At 37.6% G+C, this 22,237-nt stretch carries 19 protein-coding genes and 1 pseudogene; 12 read left to right on the forward strand and 8 right to left on the reverse strand.

Annotated elements, in window-relative coordinates; translation table 11 throughout:
• Positions 1–107: 107 nt before the first annotated feature.
• The 3 genes from fabD to acpP all read right to left on the reverse strand — a co-directional run bounded on the left by fabD (position 108) and on the right by acpP (position 2,366).
• On the reverse strand, positions 108–1,064 hold the full coding sequence (gene fabD, locus F3D3_RS13800; protein WP_069874798.1) for an ACP S-malonyltransferase: 957 nt from the start codon (positions 1,062–1,064) through the stop codon (positions 108–110).
• Between the two features lie 15 nt (positions 1,065–1,079).
• A complete protein-coding gene (gene fabK / locus F3D3_RS13805; RefSeq protein ID WP_069874799.1) occupies positions 1,080–2,030 on the reverse strand; it encodes an enoyl-[acyl-carrier-protein] reductase FabK in 951 nt (316 codons plus the stop codon).
• A gap of 114 nt (positions 2,031–2,144) precedes the next feature.
• Positions 2,145–2,366, reverse strand: a complete 222-nt coding sequence (gene acpP / locus F3D3_RS13810) for an acyl carrier protein (protein ID WP_069874801.1) — start codon at positions 2,364–2,366, stop codon at positions 2,145–2,147.
• A 531-nt stretch (positions 2,367–2,897) separates the two neighbouring features.
• On the opposite strand from acpP, the gene F3D3_RS13815 reads away from it, so the two are divergent.
• The 11 genes and pseudogenes from F3D3_RS13815 (at position 2,898) to F3D3_RS13860 (ending at position 17,970) form a co-directional block, all read left to right on the forward strand.
• Positions 2,898–6,332, forward strand: a complete 3,435-nt coding sequence (locus tag F3D3_RS13815; RefSeq protein WP_069874802.1) for a pyruvate carboxylase — start codon at positions 2,898–2,900, stop codon at positions 6,330–6,332.
• A gap of 279 nt (positions 6,333–6,611) precedes the next feature.
• Complete coding sequence (locus F3D3_RS13820; protein WP_175438379.1) at positions 6,612–8,618, forward strand: transporter substrate-binding domain-containing protein; 2,007 nt, start codon at positions 6,612–6,614, stop codon at positions 8,616–8,618.
• Positions 8,590–9,966, forward strand: coding sequence for a sigma-54 dependent transcriptional regulator (locus F3D3_RS13825; protein ID WP_069874805.1), 1,377 nt, complete (start codon positions 8,590–8,592; stop codon positions 9,964–9,966). Before F3D3_RS13820 ends, F3D3_RS13825 begins: the two co-directional genes overlap by 29 nt.
• 234 nt (positions 9,967–10,200) lie before the next feature.
• Positions 10,201–11,244 carry a TAXI family TRAP transporter solute-binding subunit gene (locus F3D3_RS13830; RefSeq protein ID WP_084389039.1) on the forward strand — a complete coding sequence of 348 codons (1,044 nt, stop codon included), beginning with the start codon at positions 10,201–10,203 and terminating at the stop codon, positions 11,242–11,244.
• 3 nt (positions 11,245–11,247) lie between these two features.
• A complete protein-coding gene (locus tag F3D3_RS13835; protein WP_084389040.1) occupies positions 11,248–11,778 on the forward strand; it encodes a DUF1850 domain-containing protein in 531 nt (176 codons plus the stop codon).
• Positions 11,760–13,754, forward strand: coding sequence for a TRAP transporter permease (locus F3D3_RS13840; protein ID WP_084389041.1), 1,995 nt, complete (start codon positions 11,760–11,762; stop codon positions 13,752–13,754). Before F3D3_RS13835 ends, F3D3_RS13840 begins: the two co-directional genes overlap by 19 nt.
• Positions 13,755–14,192: 438 nt before the next feature.
• Positions 14,193–15,044: a DUF5022 domain-containing protein gene (locus F3D3_RS13845; RefSeq protein WP_069874807.1), complete on the forward strand. Its 852-nt coding sequence runs from the start codon at positions 14,193–14,195 to the stop codon at positions 15,042–15,044.
• Positions 15,045–15,299: 255 nt separating this feature from the next.
• Positions 15,300–15,701 (forward strand): IS200/IS605 family transposase, encoded by a 402-nt coding sequence (gene tnpA / locus F3D3_RS13850; RefSeq protein ID WP_069874809.1) that lies wholly within the window; start codon positions 15,300–15,302, stop codon positions 15,699–15,701.
• The gene (locus F3D3_RS25195; protein ID WP_084389042.1) at positions 15,698–15,781 is read left to right on the forward strand and encodes a helix-turn-helix domain-containing protein; all 84 of its coding nucleotides are present in this window, start codon (positions 15,698–15,700) and stop codon (positions 15,779–15,781) included. The genes tnpA and F3D3_RS25195 overlap by 4 nt, the downstream gene beginning before the upstream one ends.
• A 195-nt stretch (positions 15,782–15,976) precedes the next feature.
• Positions 15,977–16,759 (forward strand): annotated as a pseudogene (locus F3D3_RS13855) (RNA-guided endonuclease InsQ/TnpB family protein); the annotation flags it as partial.
• Between the two features lie 122 nt (positions 16,760–16,881).
• Positions 16,882–17,970, forward strand: a complete 1,089-nt coding sequence (locus F3D3_RS13860; RefSeq protein ID WP_069874812.1) for a leucine-rich repeat domain-containing protein — start codon at positions 16,882–16,884, stop codon at positions 17,968–17,970.
• A gap of 202 nt (positions 17,971–18,172) precedes the next feature.
• On the opposite strand, the gene F3D3_RS13865 is transcribed toward F3D3_RS13860, so the two are convergent.
• The 4 genes from F3D3_RS13865 to F3D3_RS13880 all read right to left on the reverse strand — a co-directional run bounded on the left by F3D3_RS13865 (position 18,173) and on the right by F3D3_RS13880 (position 20,141).
• The gene (locus F3D3_RS13865; protein ID WP_139132095.1) at positions 18,173–18,694 is read right to left on the reverse strand and encodes a hypothetical protein; all 522 of its coding nucleotides are present in this window, start codon (positions 18,692–18,694) and stop codon (positions 18,173–18,175) included.
• 128 nt (positions 18,695–18,822) lie between these two features.
• Positions 18,823–19,002 carry a hypothetical protein gene (locus F3D3_RS13870; RefSeq protein ID WP_069874815.1) on the reverse strand — a complete coding sequence of 60 codons (180 nt, stop codon included), beginning with the start codon at positions 19,000–19,002 and terminating at the stop codon, positions 18,823–18,825.
• Positions 18,995–19,774 (reverse strand): IS21-like element helper ATPase IstB, encoded by a 780-nt coding sequence (gene istB, locus F3D3_RS13875; protein WP_069874817.1) that lies wholly within the window; start codon positions 19,772–19,774, stop codon positions 18,995–18,997. The genes F3D3_RS13870 and istB overlap by 8 nt, the downstream gene beginning before the upstream one ends.
• Positions 19,767–20,141: a hypothetical protein gene (locus F3D3_RS13880; RefSeq protein ID WP_069874818.1), complete on the reverse strand. Its 375-nt coding sequence runs from the start codon at positions 20,139–20,141 to the stop codon at positions 19,767–19,769. The genes istB and F3D3_RS13880 overlap by 8 nt, the downstream gene beginning before the upstream one ends.
• A gap of 74 nt (positions 20,142–20,215) precedes the next feature.
• Here F3D3_RS13880 and F3D3_RS13885 point away from each other — a divergent pair, with 74 nt between their 5' ends.
• Positions 20,216–20,458, forward strand: coding sequence for a transposase (locus F3D3_RS13885; protein WP_069874820.1), 243 nt, complete (start codon positions 20,216–20,218; stop codon positions 20,456–20,458).
• Between the two features lie 168 nt (positions 20,459–20,626).
• Here the strand turns inward: F3D3_RS13885 and F3D3_RS13890 are convergent.
• The coding region (locus tag F3D3_RS13890; protein ID WP_084389044.1) for an IS1634 family transposase at positions 20,627–22,237 on the reverse strand (1,611 nt) is incomplete at its 5' end.

The raw sequence follows: 22,237 nt of genomic DNA on the forward strand, positions 1-22,237 counted from the left end.
ATTTTTATAGGGCATGACTTGCCTAGAAATAGTCTTTTCATTTTGAAAAGACTATTTCTAGGGTCAGATAATAGACAAAATAATTTTTGACTTTTGACGCGCTAACCTTATATAGCTCTTTCAATAAAGGCATCATTGAAATAAGCAACAGCGCTATTTAAGGATTCTAAATCATGAATTGAAACGACTTTGATGCTTTTATCAATCTTGCCAATAAAAGAGGAAAGTGCATTTCCAGGGCCGAATTCGACGATTGTGTCAATGCCTATGGATTTCATGGACTCAATACACTCAATCCATCTTACGGAACTCGTAACTTGCTTGGCAAGTGTATCTTTAATCAGGGTTTCAGAAGATACGATTCTGCCATCTACATTTGAAATAACAGGCACTTTCATATCAAAGATATTGACGTTTTCAAGTTCAGCTGCTAAATTTTCTTGAGCTTTAACAAGCATAGAGGTATGGAAAGGCGCACTCACAGGAAGTGGTAACACGCGTTTGGCACCTTTTTCTTTTGCGATTTCACCAGCGATTTCAAGTGCTTTGAGATCGCCGCCAATGACGATTTGCTTTGGAGAATTGTAATTACAGACTTCTACAGTGCCATGAGCACTGGCAAGTTTAGCAACTTCTTCTGTTTCTTCAGGCGATAAGCCTACAATGGCGCTCATACCACCAACACCAAAAGGAACGGCTTCTTGCATAAAAGCACCTCTTTTTTTGACGAGTTGAACCGCTTCATCAAAAGCGAGAGAGCCTGAACAAACATGTGCACTGTATTCACCAAGGCTTAAGCCTGCAACGGCACTCGGTTTGATCGACATTTTAGATTCAAAGGCTTTGAGCATAGCGATGGAGGTTGTTAAGATCGCTGGCTGAGTGATTTCAGTCTTGTTAAGATCTTCTTGAGGACCGTTAAAGCAAAGTGATTTTAAATCATATCCTAAAGCGAGATTTGCTTGATCATAAACAACACGACTGACTTCATAAGCCTCGAAGAATTCTTTTCCCATACCTTCTTTTTGTGCACCTTGTCCTGCAAACACATAACCAATTTTCATAACATACCGTCCTTTCTATTTATTAGCAACCATTTTAAAGTTTTTGAGTATGACTGTTTCACATTCAGTAAAAATTTGTTTAATAATTTCTTCAGAGGACTCTTCCTTTTTTATAAGACCAGCCACTTGACCTGCCATGACAGAACCAAACTGAATATCGCCATCAACAGCTGCTTTTCTGAGAGCACCTACACCAAGCGCATCGATTGCTTCAGGCGAAGCATTCTGCTTTTCAAGTTCAGCACATTGACGATAGAGTTTGTTTTTTAGAATTCTCACAGGGTGGCCCGTTGATCTTCCAGAGATCACAGAAGAAGTATCTTTTGCACTGATGACCATGCCTTTATAAGCCGCGTGCACATTGCACTCGTGAGCAACAAGAAAACGTGTACCGACTTGGATGCCTTGAGCACCGAGCATAAACGCGGCTGCTGCACCTCTACCGTCGGCAATCCCACCAGCTGCTATAACGGGGATGTTGACAGAATCAATGACCTGCGGGACAAGTGCCATGGTTGTGAGCTCGCCAATATGCCCGCCTGATTCCATGCCCTCAGCAATGAGTGCATCTACGTTTAAAGACTCCATTCTTCTGGCGAGGGCCACAGATGCAACCACTGGAATAATCTTGATATTTGCCGCTTTTAGACGTTCGATATATTTGCCTGGACTCCCTGCCCCTGTAATGACAATAGGGACTTTTTTTTCAATTGCGAGGTCGATGATATCATCCACAAAGGGGCTTAATAACATGACGTTAAGTGCATAAGGTTTTTGAGTTAAGCTTTGAATTCTAGTAATTTGTTTTTCGACAATATGCTTTTCAGCATTGCCGCCAGCAATAACCCCAAGACCACCTGCGTTGGAAACGGCTGCAGCTAAGTCGGCATCTGAAATCCATGCCATCCCACCTTGTAAGATTGGGTATTCAATATTAAGTAAATCGCAGATGTTTGTTCTAAACATATTGCCTCCTTGAAGACTATAAAAAGTTTATAAAAAGTTTATTTGTTTTCTTTATGAAGAAAATCCTAGGCATAAGCCAAGGATTTTCATTAAAGGATATTGAGATCATAAATGTTATTTATTGATGTAATTAACGATATCGCCCACTGTTTTGATGTTTACAGCGTCGTTTTCTTCAACTTTTACTTCAAAAGCATCTTCGATTGACATGATCAAATCCACCATATCCAGTGAATCTGCGCCTAAGTCTTCTCTGATGTTGCTTTCCAATGTCACTTCATTTGCATCTAAATCTAATTCTTCTACTAGAATATCTCTTACTTTTTCAAAAGTCATTTTAAAGTTCCTCCTAAATTTCATTTCATATTATGAGTTCATCATTATTCCGAATAATAGTGGCGACAGAATCGCCGATAATCATTTGACATTCAAAGTATATGTCACTTAAACATGAGAATCAAGGCATTTTATAAATTGTTTATAATTGAGCATAAATTGTTAATAAAGAAAATGAAGGCGTGCCTCTAAGAGAGAGGCCTTTAAAACGCATAAATCTTAAGGCTTATAGATAAGAGAATATAATAGAAGAAACTTACTTGTGAGAATCGAAACAATCCAATAGGGCTGATTGTGGTTTATGCAACATTGATGCATAAAAATACATCTATTCTTATTAATAAATTTAAGTTGAACGCTGTCTACGGACGCCTAAAATCGAATTTGATAAAGTAAAAGGCAAAAAAACTTTAAAAAACAGCACAAGCTAAAGAAAAAAACATTATGTTCAATGAAAATATACAAAATGGGTTGTATTTTTATGTGAAGACTGATATATTGGTATGAATTAAATGTGAGGAGGGCTCAGACGTGAAGAAGTTTAAACGTGTACTTGTAGCCAATAGAGGTGAAATTGCGATTCGCGTCTTTAGGGCATGCCATGAACTTGGTATTAGAACGGTGGCAGTCTATTCTAAAGAAGATCAAAATTCACTCTTTAGAACGAAGGCAGATGAATCCTATCTTATAGGCAAAAATAAAGGGCCGATTGAGGCGTATCTTGATATCGATGAAATCGTGAAACTTGCAATCAAAAAAGGTGTTGATGCCATTCATCCCGGCTATGGTTTTCTATCAGAAAATCCAGATTTCGCAAAGAAATGTGCAGAAGCTGGGATTGAATTTATAGGGCCGACACCGGAAATGATGATTTCTGTAGGGGATAAAATCAAGTCTAAAATAGTGGCTACCACAGCAGGGGTCCCTATAATTCCTGGTGTTGAAAGACCGATAGCGAATGATGAAGAGGCAAAACAATTCGCACAAAAAGCAGGTTATCCGATTATGCTCAAAGCAGCGTCAGGCGGTGGCGGTAGAGGTATGAGGATTGTAAGGGATGAAAAACATATTTTGAAGGAATTTCACGCAGCGCGTTCAGAAGCGCTTAAAGCTTTTGGCAATGATGATATTTTTATTGAAAAATATTTAGAGGCACCAAAGCATATTGAAGTTCAGATTTTAGGGGATAAGCAGGGGCATATCGTCCATCTCTTTGAAAGGGATTGTTCTATTCAAAGAAGACATCAAAAAGTTGTGGAGTTCACACCTTCACTTTGCTTGACAGATGCACAGAGAAAGATGATTTGTGAGGACGCTCTAAAAATAGCAAGGGCTGTTAACTATAGAGGTGCTGGGACTTGTGAATTTTTAGTAGATCAGACAGGGGCACATTACTTTATTGAAATGAATCCTAGAATTCAAGTAGAACATACGGTTACCGAGATGGTCACAGGTATTGACCTTGTACAAGCGCAAATTTTAGTTGCAGAAGGCTATGCGCTGGATTCTCAAGAGATCGATATTAAAGGTCAAGAGAGCATTCACGTCAACGGTTATGCCATTCAATGCCGGATCACAACAGAAGATCCCAAACATGATTTTATGCCAGACACAGGCAAGATTGATGTCTATAGAACAGGCTCTGGATTTGGTGTGAGACTTGATGGTGGCAACGGGTTTACAGGTGCAGTCATTTCACCTTACTATGACAGTTTATTGGTTAAATGTACCACTTGGTCAAGAAGCTTTGAAGATGCGATTCGTAAATCGGTAAGAGCGATTAAGGAAATTAAGATTAGTGGGGTTAAGACGAATACAGATTTCCTTATTAATGTGCTCAATCATGAGACTTTCCACAAAGGGCTTTGCGATACGAATTTTATAGCAGATAACAAGTCGTTAGTGGATTTTAAATCTAAAACAGATAAAGAATTGCGCGTCCTCAATTTCATTGGAGAAAAAGTGGTCAATGAAACGAAGGGCCGAAAACAAGAGTTCGATGTGCCGCATGTCCCTAATATTGAGGGGATGGCTCGGGGCTTCGGTACAAAGCAAATACTGGATCAAAAAGGTGCAAAAGGTGTTGTGGACTGGATTAGAGGTCAAAACAGATTGCTTCTGACAGATACCACTATGCGCGATGCTCATCAATCACTAATGGCGACGCGCATGAGAACTGTGGATATGAAGAAGATCGCAAAAGCCACAGCAGTGCTTGCGCCAGAGCTCTTTTCGCTTGAAATGTGGGGCGGTGCAACTTTTGATGTGGCGTATCGTTTTCTAAAAGAAAACCCATGGGATAGACTCGATAGCATCAGGGAAAGAGTACCTAATGTACTGCTTCAAATGCTCATCAGAGGCTCAAATGGCGTTGGGTATAAGAATTATCCTGATAATGTGATTAAAGCCTTAATCGATGAATCCGCAATGAGAGGGATTGATGTCTTTAGAATCTTTGACTCGCTCAACTGGCTTGAAGGTATGAAGGTCTCGATGGATCAAGTGCTTCAAACTGGAAAAATTGCTGAGGGAACGCTTTGTTATACAGGGGATATACTGGACGAAACGCGGGATAAATACAGCCTTGAGTACTATGTGAAAATGGCTAAAGAAGTTGAAAAAATGGGTGCGCACATATTGGGCATCAAGGATATGTCAGCACTTTTAAAACCATATGCGGCGAAGAAACTCATAACGGCACTGAAAAATGAGATTTCAATACCCATTCATCTTCACACACATGATACCACTGGAAATGGTGTGGCAACATTGCTCATGGCAGCAGAGGCAGGTGTGGATATCGTAGATACTGCCTTTAACAGCATGTCAGGTCTCACAAGTCAACCCGCACTCAACAGCATCGTGGCAGCACTTTCGAATTCGTCAAGAGATACGGGGCTTAAACTGGATCATATCCAGCAAATATCGGATTATTGGGCGAATGTAAGACCAGTATATCAGAGTTTTGAATCCGATCTCAAGACTTCTAGTGCTGAGATTTACAAATATGAAATTCCCGGTGGACAGTACTCAAATCTCAAACCACAGGTAGACAGTTTTGGTCTTTCACACAAGTTTGGTGAAGTTAAGGAAATGTATAAAGCCGTAAACGATATGTTTGGGGATATCATCAAGGTAACACCTTCCTCTAAAGCCGTGGGCGACATGGCCATCTTTATGGTGCAAAATGAACTTACACCAGAGAATATCTTAGAGAAAGGTAAAGATCTTGCTTTTCCAGATTCGGTAGTTTCTTACTTTGGTGGTTATATGGGACAGCCACAAGGTGGTTTTCCCGAGCCACTCCAAAAGATCGTGCTCAAAAATCAAGAGCCTGTGACTTGTAGACCGGGTGATTTGTTGCCTCCAGAGGACTTTGGTGCGATTGATTCACACCTTAGAAATAAATACAATATTAAACCCAGTAAATCGGATTTGATCAGTTACGCGCTTTATCCAAAAGTGGTGGATGATTACTATGATTATCTGGATAAGCATGGTGATTTCAGCAGAATGGGCAGTGACATTTTCTTTCACGGTCTTATCGAAGGTGAAACATGTGAGGTGGAAATTGAATCTGGTAAAATATTGAATATAAAATTGCTTGAAATCGGTAAACTCCAAGAGGACGGCACAAGAGCGATCATCTATGAGGTAAATGGCAATAGAAGAGAAGTCTCTATTAAAGATGAGAGTTCATCGCTGAGAAGTAACCTTGCTCAAACGGTATTTGCAGATGAGACAAATCCTTGTGAAATCGGCAGTCCAATACCAGGAAAAGTGACCAAAGTTTTGGTAAGCGAAGGGGATGAAGTGGCAGAAAATGATGTGCTGTTTATCATTGAAGCCATGAAGATGGAAACCACTATCAGTGCAAAGCAAGGCGGCACAGTGGAGAAAATTTATGTGAAACAGGATCAACTTGTGAAATCAGGTGAACTACTACTTGAGGTGTGCATCGGATAAGTTTTAACTGTATAAAAGCGATTATTCATTCAGACGGTCACGCCACAGGCAGCGCATTTCTGCCGAGGACTCATGACTAGAGGAAGGGATAATCGCTTTTGTTGATTATAGAGCTTATAACGTTCAGATAGAGGCTATCCCCTTTTTGAAGGCGAAGGAACTTTACATCAACTGGGGTTTAAACTATACTATTAATTAAGTTGCGCGATCATAAAAGTGTATTGAAAATCATTTGAAAGGCATGTGGCAAACGTGAAGAGCATTAAGTTTAAAAGCTTTATGATGTGCATAGTAATGATTTCTCTTTTAGTAGGGAACCTTTCTGTTTTGACTTACTCTGAGGATGATCGTAATGGTCTAGAGAAAGTGATTCGAATTGGATTCGATCCAGCGCTTCCCCCCTATCAGTTTTATGAAGCGGGTGCCTATCAAGGGTTTTTAATCGATTTGACACAGTCTATTTTTAAAGAGCTCAATGTAAGTGTTACGTTCATCCCGTTGCCGTATGCGGAATGCCTAAATAAATTTGAAGCCCGTGAAATTGATATGATTTTAGGCTTAAGATACAACGGTGACTTAGACGAAACGCTTAATTTTAGCGATAGCCTTGTGAATTCAACGATTTCCATCGTGGTGCCTAAAGCAAGTGAAGATAATATTCAAAAGAGTATAGGCAAGTCAACGGTGCTCATTGCAGTAGAAAGGGACTCCGCAGAATTTGAGTATGTCAGGAATATCAAAAAAGCCAATTTTAACAATACCTTTAATCAAGAAGCCGTTGTAGATCTTATGATGTTAAAACGTGCGGATATGATGATTGGCGTTAGACATGTGGCTGAGTATTTGCTCGAAAAAAATAATTTGACGTCATTATACAGTTTTAACAACAGTTATGTAACACCAATCGATTATTATCTCGCCATGAATAAGTCAGAAGAAATCATGCTCATTCGTTTTAACGAAGCTTTGAAACGGCTTAAACTGGATGGCGAATATGAAAAAATGTATAATGTCTGGATTGATGATAAAAATTTAGAGAATCAAAAAAATTTTGAACGGTTTATGAAAATTACGGGATTTGGCTTGGTACTGGCGCTATGCGTGATTTTTATAGCGGCGATGATCAGTGTTCAGCTTAAAAAAAGAGTGGATGAAAAAACAGAGGAATTAAGTGCAACGAATAAGCAACTTGAACATAAGATTATTGAAATTAACAATTCGAATGAACTTAAAAATCTCATCTTTGAGAGTAGTCCGAGAAGCATTGCCATCTTTGATAAAAATTATAAGATTTCTGCCATGAATGAGCCCGCTTTAGCGCTTTGCAAGCTTACAGAAATGCCCGTGGGCACCGATATATTTACATTGGTGCCACTGAGCGAGATGATTAAAAATGGGATTGAACGCGTTATAAAATATGGTGAGTCTTATTCGGAAAAGGAATTTGAAATCATTACAAACGGTATTAAAATGTACTACAGATATGTGATTTACCCCTTGATGAATTCCAGTGGCGGGATTATTACCATTGAAGATATCACTGAGGAAAAAATATTAAAAGAGCAAGTGGTTGAAAAAGAAAAGAATCGGGTTTTATTGCGCATGATCTCTGGAATTGCACATGAAATTCGAAATCCGCTGACTTCGATAAAGACTTACGTTGAATTATTGCCACGTAAAAAGGACAATGCTGAATTTCAGAAACAGATCACAAAGGTAGTGCCCAATGAAGTGGAACGCGTGAATAAATTAATCGAAAACTTAATCGATTATGTTAAGCCAAAAGCTAAAAATATAGAAGTCGTAGATGTTCAGTTGCTCGTTGAATACTGCTCGGTTTTGTTTTCACCGACTTTAAACGAAAATAACATTCATCTTAACATAATGATTGATGAGGGGTTAACGATCTTAGCAGATAAAGATCAAATGAAGCAAGTGTTTATCAACTTGATCTTAAATGCCATAGATGCCATTATCGAATCAAGGCTACAGCATTTAGAACTCGCAAATCAAATTACAATAGAAGCACATAGAGACGATGAACAGGTTTTGATAAACGTGTCGGATAATGGTGTGGGCATGACGCCAGATGAAATGGCACTCATATTTGAGCTTTTTTATACCACGAAAGTCAAGGGGAGTGGTATTGGGATGCCACTTTCAAAACAGATGATTGAAGACAATGGGGGACAAATTAAGATCGAGAGTCAAAAATTTGTAGGGACTCAAATCGGGTTATTGTTTAAGGGGGCATTTGATGAACAAAAAGATATTGATCATAGATGACGAAGAGGATATTTGCTCATCTCTTGAGTTTGCACTGGAAGATCTATATGAGGTCAAGACCACAGTATTGCCTCAAAAGGGACTTGATTATTTAGTGAAAGAGAATTTCAACTTAGTGCTTTTAGATCTGAGGATTGGCAATGTGGATGGCATTGATCTTTTAGAGGAGATTAAAAATATAGACAAGACGATTCAGGTCATCATAATGACAGCATATGGCACGATTGTATCTTCAGTAGATGCTATTAAGAAAGGTGCTTTCACGTATCTTACGAAGCCGCTGGATTTGGATTTACTCTATAAGTCGATAGAGCAGGCATTAGAATTTCAAATGCATCGAGAAGCTGTTCGCTTTGAGTATGATGGCGAGGGTGAGTATGTTTATCATGGAATCATCGGAAAAAGCGCCGTCATGAAAAATGTTTTCAGCTATATAGAGAAATTAAAAGATGTGGATACCAGTGTGGTGATCAACGGTGAAAGTGGCACCGGTAAGGAACTTGTGGCAAGGGCCATTCACTATGCGGGCAAGCGAAAACATAAGAAGTTCGTGGAGATCAATTGTGCGGCAATTCCAGAAGGGCTTCTAGAAGAGGAACTCTTTGGACATGTAAAGGGGACTTTTACAGGTGCTGTGACAGATAAAATTGGTAAATTTGAATATGCAGATGGTGGCACCATTTTTCTTGATGAGATTGGAGATATGCCCTATCCGCTTCAGGCCAAATTGTTAAGGGTTTTGCAGCAAAAAGAATACACGCCTCTTGGGAGTAATGAAGCCATTAAGGTCAATGTGAGAGTCTTGGCTGCAACGAATCAAAATCTAAAGAAAATGGTAGAAGAAGGAAAGTTTAGGAGTGATCTTTATTTTAGACTCAATGTGATTGAAATTCAATTGCCACCTCTTAGAGAAAGAAGATCCGATATACCGCTTTTGCTTCAAAATTTCATCCGACTTTATAATGAGAGTATGTCGCAAAATGTGGAAGGCATCTCTAAAAAAGCAGAGTCACTTTTACGAGAATATCATTATCCTGGAAATGTAAGGGAACTTGCCAACATAATGGAGTGTGCCGTCTTGCTCTCCAAAGATAAAATAATAGAAGTCGAAAATTTGCCGATGGAATTGAGAGCGCAAAAGGGCCTCAGTGGAGACACTTTGGATCTTACGATTGGTGTGAAGATTGGGACGCAGAACTTAGTCGGGTTAACTCTACAAGAAGCTGAAAAAGAATTGATAAGTGCTGCACTCAAATTGAATAAGGGTCATAAGAAAGCCACTGCAACGATGCTCGGCATCAGCGAAAGGGGCCTCAGAAATAAAATTCAAGATTATGGGATTCATTAAGCTGAATAAACCTCATGAATGCTTTTGGGTTGAGTCGAGTGGATCGTAAAACGGCAAAAATTGCCTTGCGGCAAAAACTGCCGTTTTTTTTTGAACATTTTTGAATTTAAAAAAACAAGAAAATCGCTTCACAGCCTCTCATTGCTAGAAAAAGCACTTTATCAAAAACAGCGATGCATTGGCACCATCTTTGCGTTATGTAATTGTGACTAAAAAATTATGGGGAGGACTTCCATGTTAAAAAGTAAAATTTCTAAATTAGGTGTTTTAATTCTAACGGGGGCGTTATTATTAACGGCATGTTCAAGCAAGCCTGCAGAGCCAGCACCAGCTACAGAAGCAGCACCAGAATCAGGAACAGAAGTACAAGCTACGAGCGAACCAACGCTAGATAGAAGCCAGTATTTTATCACAGTGGCAACAGGGGCAACGAGCGGACTTTACTATCCGATTGGAGGTGCTTTTTCAAGCGTATTCCAAAATAAATTGGGTTATAAATCATCAGCTCAAGCAACAGGCGCATCTGTTGAAAACATCAACTTGATTCTCACTGGTGGGGCAGAAATGGCAATCACAATGTCGGATTCAGTGGCTCAGGCATATGATGCATTTGGCGCATTTGAAGGCAAAGAGCCTGCACAAGATTTGAGATGCTTAATGTCACTTTATCCGAACTATGTACAGTTAGTGACAACAGACAAAAGCGGCATCACTAAATTTGAAGACCTTAAAGGTAAACGTGTGGGTATTGGCGCGCCGAACTCAGGCGTTGAGTTAAATGCAAGAATGATGTACGAAGCGCATGGTATGACTTATGAAGACAGTAGTGTGGATTACCTCAACTACGGTGAAGCGATCGATCAAATGAAGAACAATCAAGTGGATGCTGTGTTTGTAACCAGTGGTATTCCAAACGCAACGGTTATGGAACTTGGTACAGCGGCTAAAATCGTAATTATTCCAATCGAAGGCGAAGGTCTTGAGAATTTGATTGCTAAGTATCCTTTCTTTGTGGGCGCTCGAATTCCAGCAGATGTCTACGGTACTGAGAAGGACATTACAACTGCAACGGTTAGAAATATTATGCTTGTGAGCAAAGACTTACCGGATGATGTTGTTTATGACTTGACAAAAGGTATTTTTGAAAATATTGATGATATCAAAGCATCTCATGCAACGGCAGAAAAAAATATTTCACTTGAAAATGCAAAATTAGGCGTTGATATTCCTTTCCATCCAGGCGCACTTAAATATTACGAAGAGCAAGGTATAAATTAGATTATGAATCAGAAGGATATGAAGGGGAAGCCAAGAGTGGCTTTCCCCTCTCTTAAAAAAGGAATGACCTTTATAGGCATAGGCATTATGATATTAGGTATTTTTATTTGGACTCATAGGGAACTGAAACTTGTAATCTCACATCAGGAAACTGGAGAGGTTTATTTGACCATGCCTGTGCATGCAGGCGATTTACTAACCTATGAATGGATTCATTCTTTTGAGCATATTCCTTGGTACGAAGATTTTAGAATAATAGGTGAATCCTGTCTTGATCTCGAAGAGATTAGAGTCGCTGGATTTGGGGCAGGTATTCCAGAAAATAAAGGCACAGTAACGGTGAAAGAGGGCATGGTTTACATGTCCAATATTCATGAAATTTTTAAAGAGATCCAGTGGATTAATTCACAAACAGCAAATCAGTACATCGCAGTTAATGATAAACCCATCATTAGAGGGTCAGAATTACCGCATCATGAACCCATTTTGCTGAAAATTGAAAGGAGGTTTCAATTATGGCGAAAGCCTCAATAGAAAAAGAGAAAAGCACATCTCCCAAAGCGGTTAAAAACCTCGAAGGTGTGATGGATGCTCAACAACAAGAACTTTTAGAAAAATTTGATAAAGAATCTAAAACGCGTAAGTTTGACAATAAATCGATCTCAAAGATAGTGTACTGGTTGGCTATAGGGATTGCGCTTTATCATTTTATCACTTCATTTATGGGTTACCCCGCAACGCATCTTCACAGATCACTTCATGTGGCTATGATGCTTGTGATGGCATTTTTTCTGTATCCAGCAACTGGAAAGTCAAATCATAAAGCCATTCCATGGTATGATTATGTCCTTGCATTGATGGCAATAGCAGTGGCGGTATACGTTTGGTCAGATTATGTCAATTTTATCAACCGAATGGGAATGCCAAATACGATGGACGTCATCGTAGGCACAATGCTCATCTTCCTTGTTATGGAAGCGTCAAGACGGATTTCGGGATGGCCACTGGTCATATTAAGTGCTCTATTTTTGGCATATGGGCTCTTTGGACAATATATGCCGAGTATCTTCATGCACAGAGGTTATACATGGGGCAAACTCGTAAACCATGTATTTATTAATACAGAAGGCATCTATGGTACGTCAGTCAATGTGGCAGCCAGCTATATCTTCCTATTCATTTTGTTTGGTGCCATTATGAACAAATCGGGGATGGGTCAGTTCTTCAATGATATTGCGCTTGCGCTTGCAGGGCATACTAAAGGTGGTCCTGCAAAAGTAGCGGTTATTGCAAGTGGTTTCTTGGGCAGTATCAATGGTTCAGCGGTTGCAAATGTCGTTACCACAGGCGCGTTCACCATTCCACTTATGAAGAAAACAGGTTATAGTGACGAATTTTCAGGGTCTGTCGAAGCGACGGCCTCAGTAGGCGGACAGCTTTTGCCGCCAATTATGGGGGCTGCTGCATTTATCATGGCAGAGATGCTGGGCGTTAAGTACAGCGTAATCGTTGTCAGTGCTGCAATTCCTGCACTTTTATACTATTTGGGCATTATTGTCCAAGTTCAGCTCCGTGCTTCTAAAAATAACCTTGTGGGTATTCCGAAAGCGGAATTGCCTAAGGTAAAAGAAGTTATGAAAGCCAGAGGGCACTTATTACTTCCGATTATTTTCTTGCTCTATATGTTGCTATTTAGCGGTAGAACTGTTATCTTCTCTGCATTTTGTACAATCATCGTAACGATAGCTGTAAGTATGATCAAGAAAGAAACGCGTATGAGCTTTCGTGATATCTTAGATGCATTTGAAGAAGGGACGAAATCAGTTGTATCGGTTGCAGTGGCATGTGCAGTGGTGGGTATCATCATCGGTGTTGTAAGTTTAACTGGATTTGGTCTCAACATGGCAAATGCAATCATTCAACTTGGTCACACCAGCCTTTTGGCGACACTTATGCTCACGATGGTCACTTGTATGATCCTTGGCATGGGCTTGCCTTCAATTCCAGCTTATTTGATCACAGCAACCATGGCAGCACCTGCACTTATTCAACTTGGTGTTCCAGCAATTGCAGCACATATGTTTGTATTCTATTTTGCAATGTTCGCCAACATTACACCACCTGTGGCATTGGCTTCTTTTGCAGCAGCAGGTATTTCAGGTGGCGATCCAATGAAAACGGGGCTTCAATCTGTAAAATTGGCGCTTGCAGGCTTTATCGTACCCTATATGTTCGTGTATAATACGGGATTACTCTTATTAGATACCACCCCATTTGTTGCGATTAGAGTAACTATAACAGCGATTATCGGTGTTTTCATGATCGGAATCGCCACAGAGGGGTACTTGAAAGGCAAGCTTAATCCCCTTATTCGTGTGGTTGTATTTGCGGGGTCGCTCTTATTAATCACTGAAAGTGTGACTCAGGATGCTATTGGGCTTTCGATTTTTATCCTCGTAATCGTTGTTCAAAAAATTAAAAGCAAGCAGACAGAAGCAGCTTTTGAATAAAATTTATTTTTAACATCTCCCAAATAACCCTATTTAAATGAACACGTTGTTCATAATGATGGGGTTATTTTTATATTTTTGAGTGGGCTCTTATTCCGACGAGCAGTTTCTAAAAAAGAATCTTCGATGTCCAGATTCGGATAAGAATTTTAAAATGTCAATTGAACTGCTCAATGTGATGGAACATGAGACTTAAAAAAATATATATAGATAAAGCAGCTGAACTGTATGGGTATGAGAATAACCCAACTTGAATTGGGTTGTTTATCGGAGTGTTATTGGTAAAATGATTACATAATAATAGTGCAATATATTTATAATTATGAAGCATCTGTTTCAGAGGTTACTAAACACAAATTTAAAGTAGCGATCAAAGTATGCTTAGTCTGGCCAACTCAATATTAGATTGCGCAACGAGATAAGAAGGAGAAAAAACTAATGAGAAAAATTATTTCTGTGGTTGTACTAATAATTATGGTTTTTACGGGTTCAACACAAGCATTTTGTGCTTCTACTGAATCAATTTCAGAGCCTCCAATTAGGAAAGTGTTATTTACAGGGAATATACATGAAAAAAACTTAAGAAGTAAAATGGAAGCTGAGAATATTCCTGTTGAGGTTATTAATGATATAATGAAAAAGGCTCATAAAAGCAAGGATAATGTTATCAACGTACAAGTTACAATAGCTGAATCGAATATTACAAAAATTCAGCCACCAGTAAACCAATTTGGGGTCAATGCTATGCTCTCATCCACAGTATATTATAAATCTTATGATTCGACGTATTATTCGGATCCAGTTGACTTGTTAATTACGGGTTCAAATGCAACAGCCATTACTGGCATTGCTATGACATCCGCAGGTATTGCCATTAGTGAAGTTAGTTTATTTGTAAGTGGTATTAGCATTTTAGAATATTTAGTTGATCTTTGGGGTGATGGTGCTGTAACACCACAATCGGGCAATTATACTGAAGTAGATGGAACGATATCAACAAGGGTTGATAAATATACTTACTGTGATTTAAATGATGGTAGTGGTTATAGGCTTGGCCTAATCTCTCAAAAACTAAATAATCTAAATCTTACTGTAGAAACGCATGTACTTAATCAAAATACAAGAAAATGGGAAAACACAGTTGTCACTAGTATTTCGAACAAGTTCTTCGTATCAAGAGGCTTTACAAATCCAAATGCTATTGCCCTTTCGAATGCAAAACTTAATAGCTATTTTGATGAAAGATTTACTTTGAAAATAGGGAATAAAACATTAAAAATTGCGGACTAAGTGAGAGTGCTTTTAATAGCTGAAAGCTGTAACTATGAATTGATTTAAAATATGAGTTTCTAATATTATATTCTCCTTTTGCAAAAAAAATGATATTTTAACCTAAAAGCCGAGAAGTATCCTTCCTCTTAGCCTTCCTTGCTCAGGGAGTGAGAGCGTAGGTGGGAGATGAATCGGTGGTTTTTGCCTTTGAAATATGCTGCAGAAAATGCTATAATGTAATCAGTAGTAGTATACAAAGGAGGTTGGAAATAAATGAAAATGGATAATAATAATCATTCAGTGTTTTTGATGTATTATCATCTTGTGCTAGTAATCAAATATAGACGAATGGTCCTTGAAGATGCAGTATCTGAAAGGGCTAAAGAAATATTCGAATATATCGCAAAAAATTACAATATAACATTGCTAGAGTGGAATCACGAAAGTGACCGTATTCATATACTGTTCAAGGCACACCCAAATAGTGAATTATCAAAGTTTATTAATGCTTATAAAAGTGCGAGCTCAAGGCTACTCAAAAATGAATTTCAGTCAATTCGTMAAAAACTATGGAAAGMATATTTTTGGTCAAGAAGTTACTGTTTACTTACAACTGGTGGCGCCCCTATTGAAGTCATCAAGAAATATATAGAAAGTCAAGGTGAAAAGCATTGAATAAAGCGTTCAAATTTAGAATATATCCAAATTCAGAACAAGAAGTGCTCATAGGTAAGACTTTTGGTTGTGTGCGTTAGAAAGCCTAAAACAGGATTTCCTAAATTCAAGTCAAAACGAAATAATAACAAAAGATCAAAGCGTCTACTCAGTCCGCTTCGCTACCTTCGTAACACTTGCACAATCCTATCGGATTGCATTCAGTGGGCGTTTGGACTCCCACTGAATTAGGAATATGAACCCCCACTTAGAGAAGTGGGGGACATCTCCTCAAGGGTTATACAACTAATTTTGTAAATGGAAATATCAAGTTAGAAAATGGTTGTATTGTTTTACCAAAGCTTAAAGCTGTGAAAATCAAACAGCACCGAGCTATTCCTAAAGAATACAAACTTAAAGCTGTAACGGTAAGTCAAACTGCAACTGGGAAGTATTTTGCAAGTATCTTATATGAATATGAAGTGACTATAGAAACAGTTCAGCCTAAAACATTCTTAGGGTTAGATTTTTCCATGAAAGCACTTTTTCTATCTTCCGATGGCATATCAGCAGAGTATCCTAGATATTACAGACAGTCTCTTGAACAACTCAAACGCGAACAAAAAAAGCTATCTCTGTGCCAAAAGGGCAGTAAAAATCGTAAGAAACAAAGCATAAAAGTAGCGAAAATTCATGAGAAAGTGACGAACCAACGAAAAGACTTTTTACACAAGCAGTCAAAGCAGATCGCGGATGCTGTTGATGCGGTGTGTATTGAAGATTTGGACATGAAGGTGATGTCACARGCGTTGAATTTTGGTAAAAGTGTTATGGATAATGGGTTTGGGATGTTCGTGTCTATGCTTAATTACAAGTTGATGGAACAAGGAAAACACCTCGTCAAAATTGACAAATGGTTTCCAAGTTCTAAAAAGTGTAGTGTTTGCGGGATAGTGAAGAAAACATTATCGCTTTCAGAGCGGACATATCATTGCGAAGATTGTGGCATGACAATGGATAGGGATTACAATGCAAGTATAAATATCAAAACGGAAGGTATACGCTTATTATTAGGGTAAACGAACTCATAGAACCGTGGGGCACACGGGGATAGCTTGCTTATGCTGTAGCCGTTAGGCTACTCGAACAAGAAGCCCCCACTTCTTCAAGTGGTGGGAGTATGTCACAAGGAGTATAAAAAATGAAAAATCTAAGAAGCAAGTGGATATTATCGCTTATTGCTATAGTGATAATATCAGTTTTTTTTCTTATTAATATTCAAAGTAATATAACCCAAGAAAACGAATTGATTAAAATTATAGCCAAGGACTTAAATCTCCCTCCGAATGAAGTCAATGAAGAAATAATATCAAAAATAACCTCACTTTCAATTAAGAGAAATGACATTAGTGGTCGTAAGTTAAATTTGAACAATTTAACAAAATTCAACGATTTAGAATCACTGTACATATCTGATGTGATGATTAGTAATGAAAAGTATTTATCGCGTATTTATAAATTAAAAGAATTAAATTTATCGAATGTCAACATAGATGTGTTAAAATATAACAAACTTCTGAATTTGACAAGTTTATCAATAAATGGTTGCAAGATAGATAAACTTGATTTTATTAAAAACTTGAATCAACTACAGATATTGAGTATTACTAATAATGAATTGGATCCCACATCTGTAATTTGTGATATTTCTAATTTGGAAGCACTTAAATATTTATCAACTTTATTTTTAAATAATGTCAGCATACAAAATATAAATAAATTATCCAAACTTGAACAGCTTTCAAGTTTGAGTTTGACGAGAATAAATCTTGAAAATGTCGAAATTCTAAATTCCTTATCAAATTTAGAATTTCTTCAGTTAAGTAATGCTAATCTGACTTCATTTGATGGATTCTCCAATCTAAAAAAATTAAAGTTTTTATATTTAGAAAACAATAGGATTACAGATCTGCAAAATTTATCAACTCTGAAAGAGATTGAAGAATTGCATTTGGGCTATAATCCCATTTCAGACATCTCTTGTTTATCAGAACTAGATAAACTCGAGACATTGACATTAAATAATACGGATATATCAGATTGCTCTGTAGTGTTGTTATTGCCAAATTTAGGAATACTTGATATTAGAGAAACCCAAATTAAAAATTTAAAATATTTGGAAACGTATCCTAAAATATTAGAGTTGTATCTTAATAGTAAAGACATTGATGATATCAATCAGCTTATAAAAAACAAGAATTTGATTATCTCAGATAAATTTATTGGTTAACTTATTGATATAGAATTAAAATATAAATTCTAGTGTGTTTCAAAATCATATTCATAAATACAATAAAAGACTTCCGTGTAACGTCTAGAAGTCTTTTATTGATGAGTTGGTAGCGAACCAGTCTGTCTGTAAAATTAAGTGACAGATAGTAAGCAATATCCAGCTTTACCTGGATAAAAAAGGCTATATTAGGAGTTTCTAATCATTGTTTAAATACTCCAATCCTTGAAACTGGTCCTTTTTGATTAATAACATCTTGAAGTGTAAAATTGTAAGAAGATCCTGGATCGTTCACTGTAAACATGTCGGAAGTAATTGAACTGTAAATTGGTCCGCCACCTGGATCCATTGGAAGGGTTCCAACAAATTCCTGAACAACAATAAAATGGTCTGGAACGGCAACAACCATTGGCAATTCATTTGTAATGATGTTTTCAAACATAGCAGCTTTTAAAGAATTGAAACTTCCAGTTGTTGCTGAATATATTTTGTTTTTTAGTGAAGCTCCTGTCGACCACTGATAAGGACAATCGGCGCCGTCATGAGCTTTCATCTCAGAAAGATGAACATCTGGTTGGACGTTAAAAATCATTGAACAGCTTGTGATTGCACATCCCTGTTGCCCCATTGTTCCGCCACAGCTAGTAAATAAACTTTTCCATCTAGTGTCAAATTGTTTATAACTTACAGTAGAGAGTGTTTTAGAATATGATGAATATTTCATTTCAGTAGAACACACATCACGGAGATTTAGAGCACCTTTCTCGGAAATATAGAGCAACCTTCTCGCCGAGAGAGCAGATAGATAATTGTTGAGGATGATACTTTTAACCACCCTCAACAATAGAAGATTTAGAAATCGGAATAGATATTTGAAACACTTATCCCATTTTGGATTAACATGTTTTTCATGATCTCATTCTTAACTTTAAGTTCACCGATTTCTATCAAGGTTTCATGATGTGTTGATAGTAACTCGTGGTAAAGATTGTATACTTCTTCGTAGCGTTCTTTGAAATCTTTCTTATTCATTAGCAAAGACCTCCGTTTTTTTCGCTTTCAAGCCGTGTCGTTCACGCATTGAAAACTTACCATCAATGAGTATTTCAAACGAATTATGCTTGATACGATCGATTATTGCTTCTGATACGGTACCATCTTCAGTTGTTCCTATTCGATCATACCAGCCACGAGGATCAAACTGAGTACAAAATATCATTGAGCCATTTTTGGTTCTAGCTTCAATTATTTCGAATAATTCCATTGCTTGGTCTGTCGTTAATGGTTTAAGTAACCATTCATCAAAGATCAACAAGTCTGTTTTTTGATATGACTTAATCATTTTCTTGTAGGTACCTTCTCCTTTGGCAATGAGTAAATCATTCAATAATTCTGGGAGCCTTATATAGCGTACACTCAAGAAATTTCGACAAGCAGCAATGCCTAATGCACAGGCTAGATAAGTTTTTCCATTACCAGAAGCGCCTTCTAATATGATGTGATTCTTATCATGAATGTAGCTGCATGTAGAGAGTTGTAATAGCTGAGATTTGTCTAAGTTACGATCAGCATGATACTCAATATTTTCAATACACGCATCTGGGTAACGAAATGTTGCATTCTTAATTGCTTTTTGCAGATTACTCGTACGACGTTTTTGATATTCTGCATCTACGAGCATTCCAAAACGATCATTGAAAGACAAAGCATCATAAGATCGATCTCCATCCTGTGACTTGAATGCATCCGCCATAGCTCTTAGTCTCATAGTGTGCAGTTTGTCAACGGTAGGTTGATTAATCATTGGATTCACCTCCACCAAAATATGAAGCCCCTCTTGTGAACCCATATTTTCCACTTTGCTTCTTACTGATGTCAGGTTGTTCCAATTTTACGCGATCTTGTCCAGTCTTTAAAATCATTTGAACATTCTTTAAACTTGGTGTTGGTGTGTATGCAAGGGCACGAGAGCAAGCATCTTCGATGCGCTCTATTGAGTATTTATCAGCAAGTTTCATTAATGTTCTACACGATGGATATGACTGTCTTTCAACTTTATTTGCTGCTAACAAGACTTTCATAACAGTTTGTGTGGAAATGCCTACCCTTGAAGCCCAATCTAAAAAGTTGTCAGTAGCATAAGCCAAGTATTGTTTGTGGTTTTCAGGCATGTGTTCCGGCAAGATTATTGGATCACAATTTCCATATCGTCTTACATGAGAGGCTATCCTGTTGTTTTGAAAGAATGCTTCGATTGATTTACCTGTACACTTTTCAAAAATATGGATTAACTGCTCTCGAACGTTACGAAAAACGCTTAGAGATTTCAAAGCCTGTGTTGGAGGCTTTTTTGGTGTGGCTTAGGGAAAACGAAAAGATTACACTACCGAAAAGTTTGTTGGGTAAAGCGATTGCATATAGTCTATCTAATTGGGAACTGCTTACGAATTATCTTTTAGATGGACAATGCTCTCTTTCAAATAATTAGATTGACCTGATAAAGTCCTTATGTCTCTGAATTGCTCCGATTTTCAAAAACGAAATTAGCTATATTACTGTTTTTTAGTGATTTCAATTTTCAAAAATGAACATGATTTCCTACATTCCGCTGAATAGGTTACAAAAATCCAACATTTAAATCCAACTATTTTTAACCTCAACTAGAACCTTTGATAAAGGTCTCAAGTGGTATATCTAAATAGTTTAATATTTTTATAAGAGATTCGTCTAAATTATTGGCATAACTACGCTCCCACGGTTTGTTTGGGTGTTTTATAACACGCACACGAACGGAATAGAACATGTCGTATATTGCTCTTTGAGTAGGTTTTTTCATTTTTACCTGACCTGGTCCAACAACTTGATCTTGATCTGCACACAAGCCTCTGCGGACAACATACTCAGCTGTGGATAGCAACAACATGCAAATGAGCATCAAATATGAAAATGCTTCAATGCGTTCTGGTGATTCCAAATAGATTGAATTTACAAACTGTGGTGATTTCAACTGTTTGAACTTCTTTTCAACACTGTCTTGAGTTTTGTATTCTTTTAGAATTTCTTCACCATTGATTACAAGATCATTTGAACAGAGTACAAAACAACATTCTCTCTGTATTTCATAATGAATGAATGCTTCATCTTGAGAGCTATTTAGTTTTAAAAAGTACTCATAGCCAACAAGGTCAGCTTTTGGATCCAATGAAGGTCGACCACGTCTACGTTTGAGTTTGGATTCTATTGTAAAATCTATCTTATGGTATTTGAAATTTTTGAGATCTTTCAATTTGAGTTTTTCAATCTCCAAATTTGAATCTTCTTCACAGGCGAATGCTCGTTTTGAAAGCACTTTTGATAGTTTATCTAAGGCATCTAATTCTTTACTTACTTTTTTCCGAATGGTTTTTTCTTTTTGTGTTTTATATTTTGTGCTGTAATAGGTTGCAATTTTTAATGCGTGTCCTTTATAATCACAGGTTTTTTCAAGGACTTTATAATCATAGGATTGACCCTTGTAATCTTTAATTGTAATCGTATCAAGGCCATCAAGATGTGTTACAACCTCATCAATTGCATCTTTGGCAAGGAGCACGTTATCTGGCATGCGTGTAATTAACTTAATTGAACGGTCAGCTGCCATATCTAAATTTTTTTCAGAAAACAGGGCACTATCAGCTATATAGTAAAAATCAGACTTTTCAACTTGAAGATTTTCAAGAACATCATTCAAACGTTCAAGTGTATCTGTGTTGTATGTTTTGTCGTCTTTGTTACCTGAAAGAACAATTGCATCAACGACAATTCCATTGGCACAGCCTATACCGTATTTGATTTGTTTTTTATCCTGGCGTTTGTCTTTACTATGACCAAAATCAATTTGAATACTGCCCAAGATACCTTCGGCTGTTTCATATGAACCCCACATGACTTTCGAAGTTGTATCAAAGTTAATGTTTTTGATCTGTACACCATAGGTTATCAGTGCATTTGCCGATGCTTTAGCAAATATTTTTTGACATCCTGCTTTGTAGAATAGATCTAAAAATCCACCAAATCTATCATCATTTATTTGATCAAGGGCGACCGACTGATGAAATATGCCTTCAAGATCTTTATATTTGTAGTATTCATTAAGACGATATAGTGGATGATGATCGTCACACATATTTACCATCATCATCATTGCCAGCACCCCATACGATATTTCGGGCGGACGACCAGCAGGACTTTCAAGAGCACTGTCGATAAGTCTAGGAATACCAATAGC

The organism is Fusibacter sp. 3D3 (assembly GCF_001748365.1).
Lineage (GTDB): Bacteria > Bacillota > Clostridia > Peptostreptococcales > Acidaminobacteraceae > Fusibacter_A.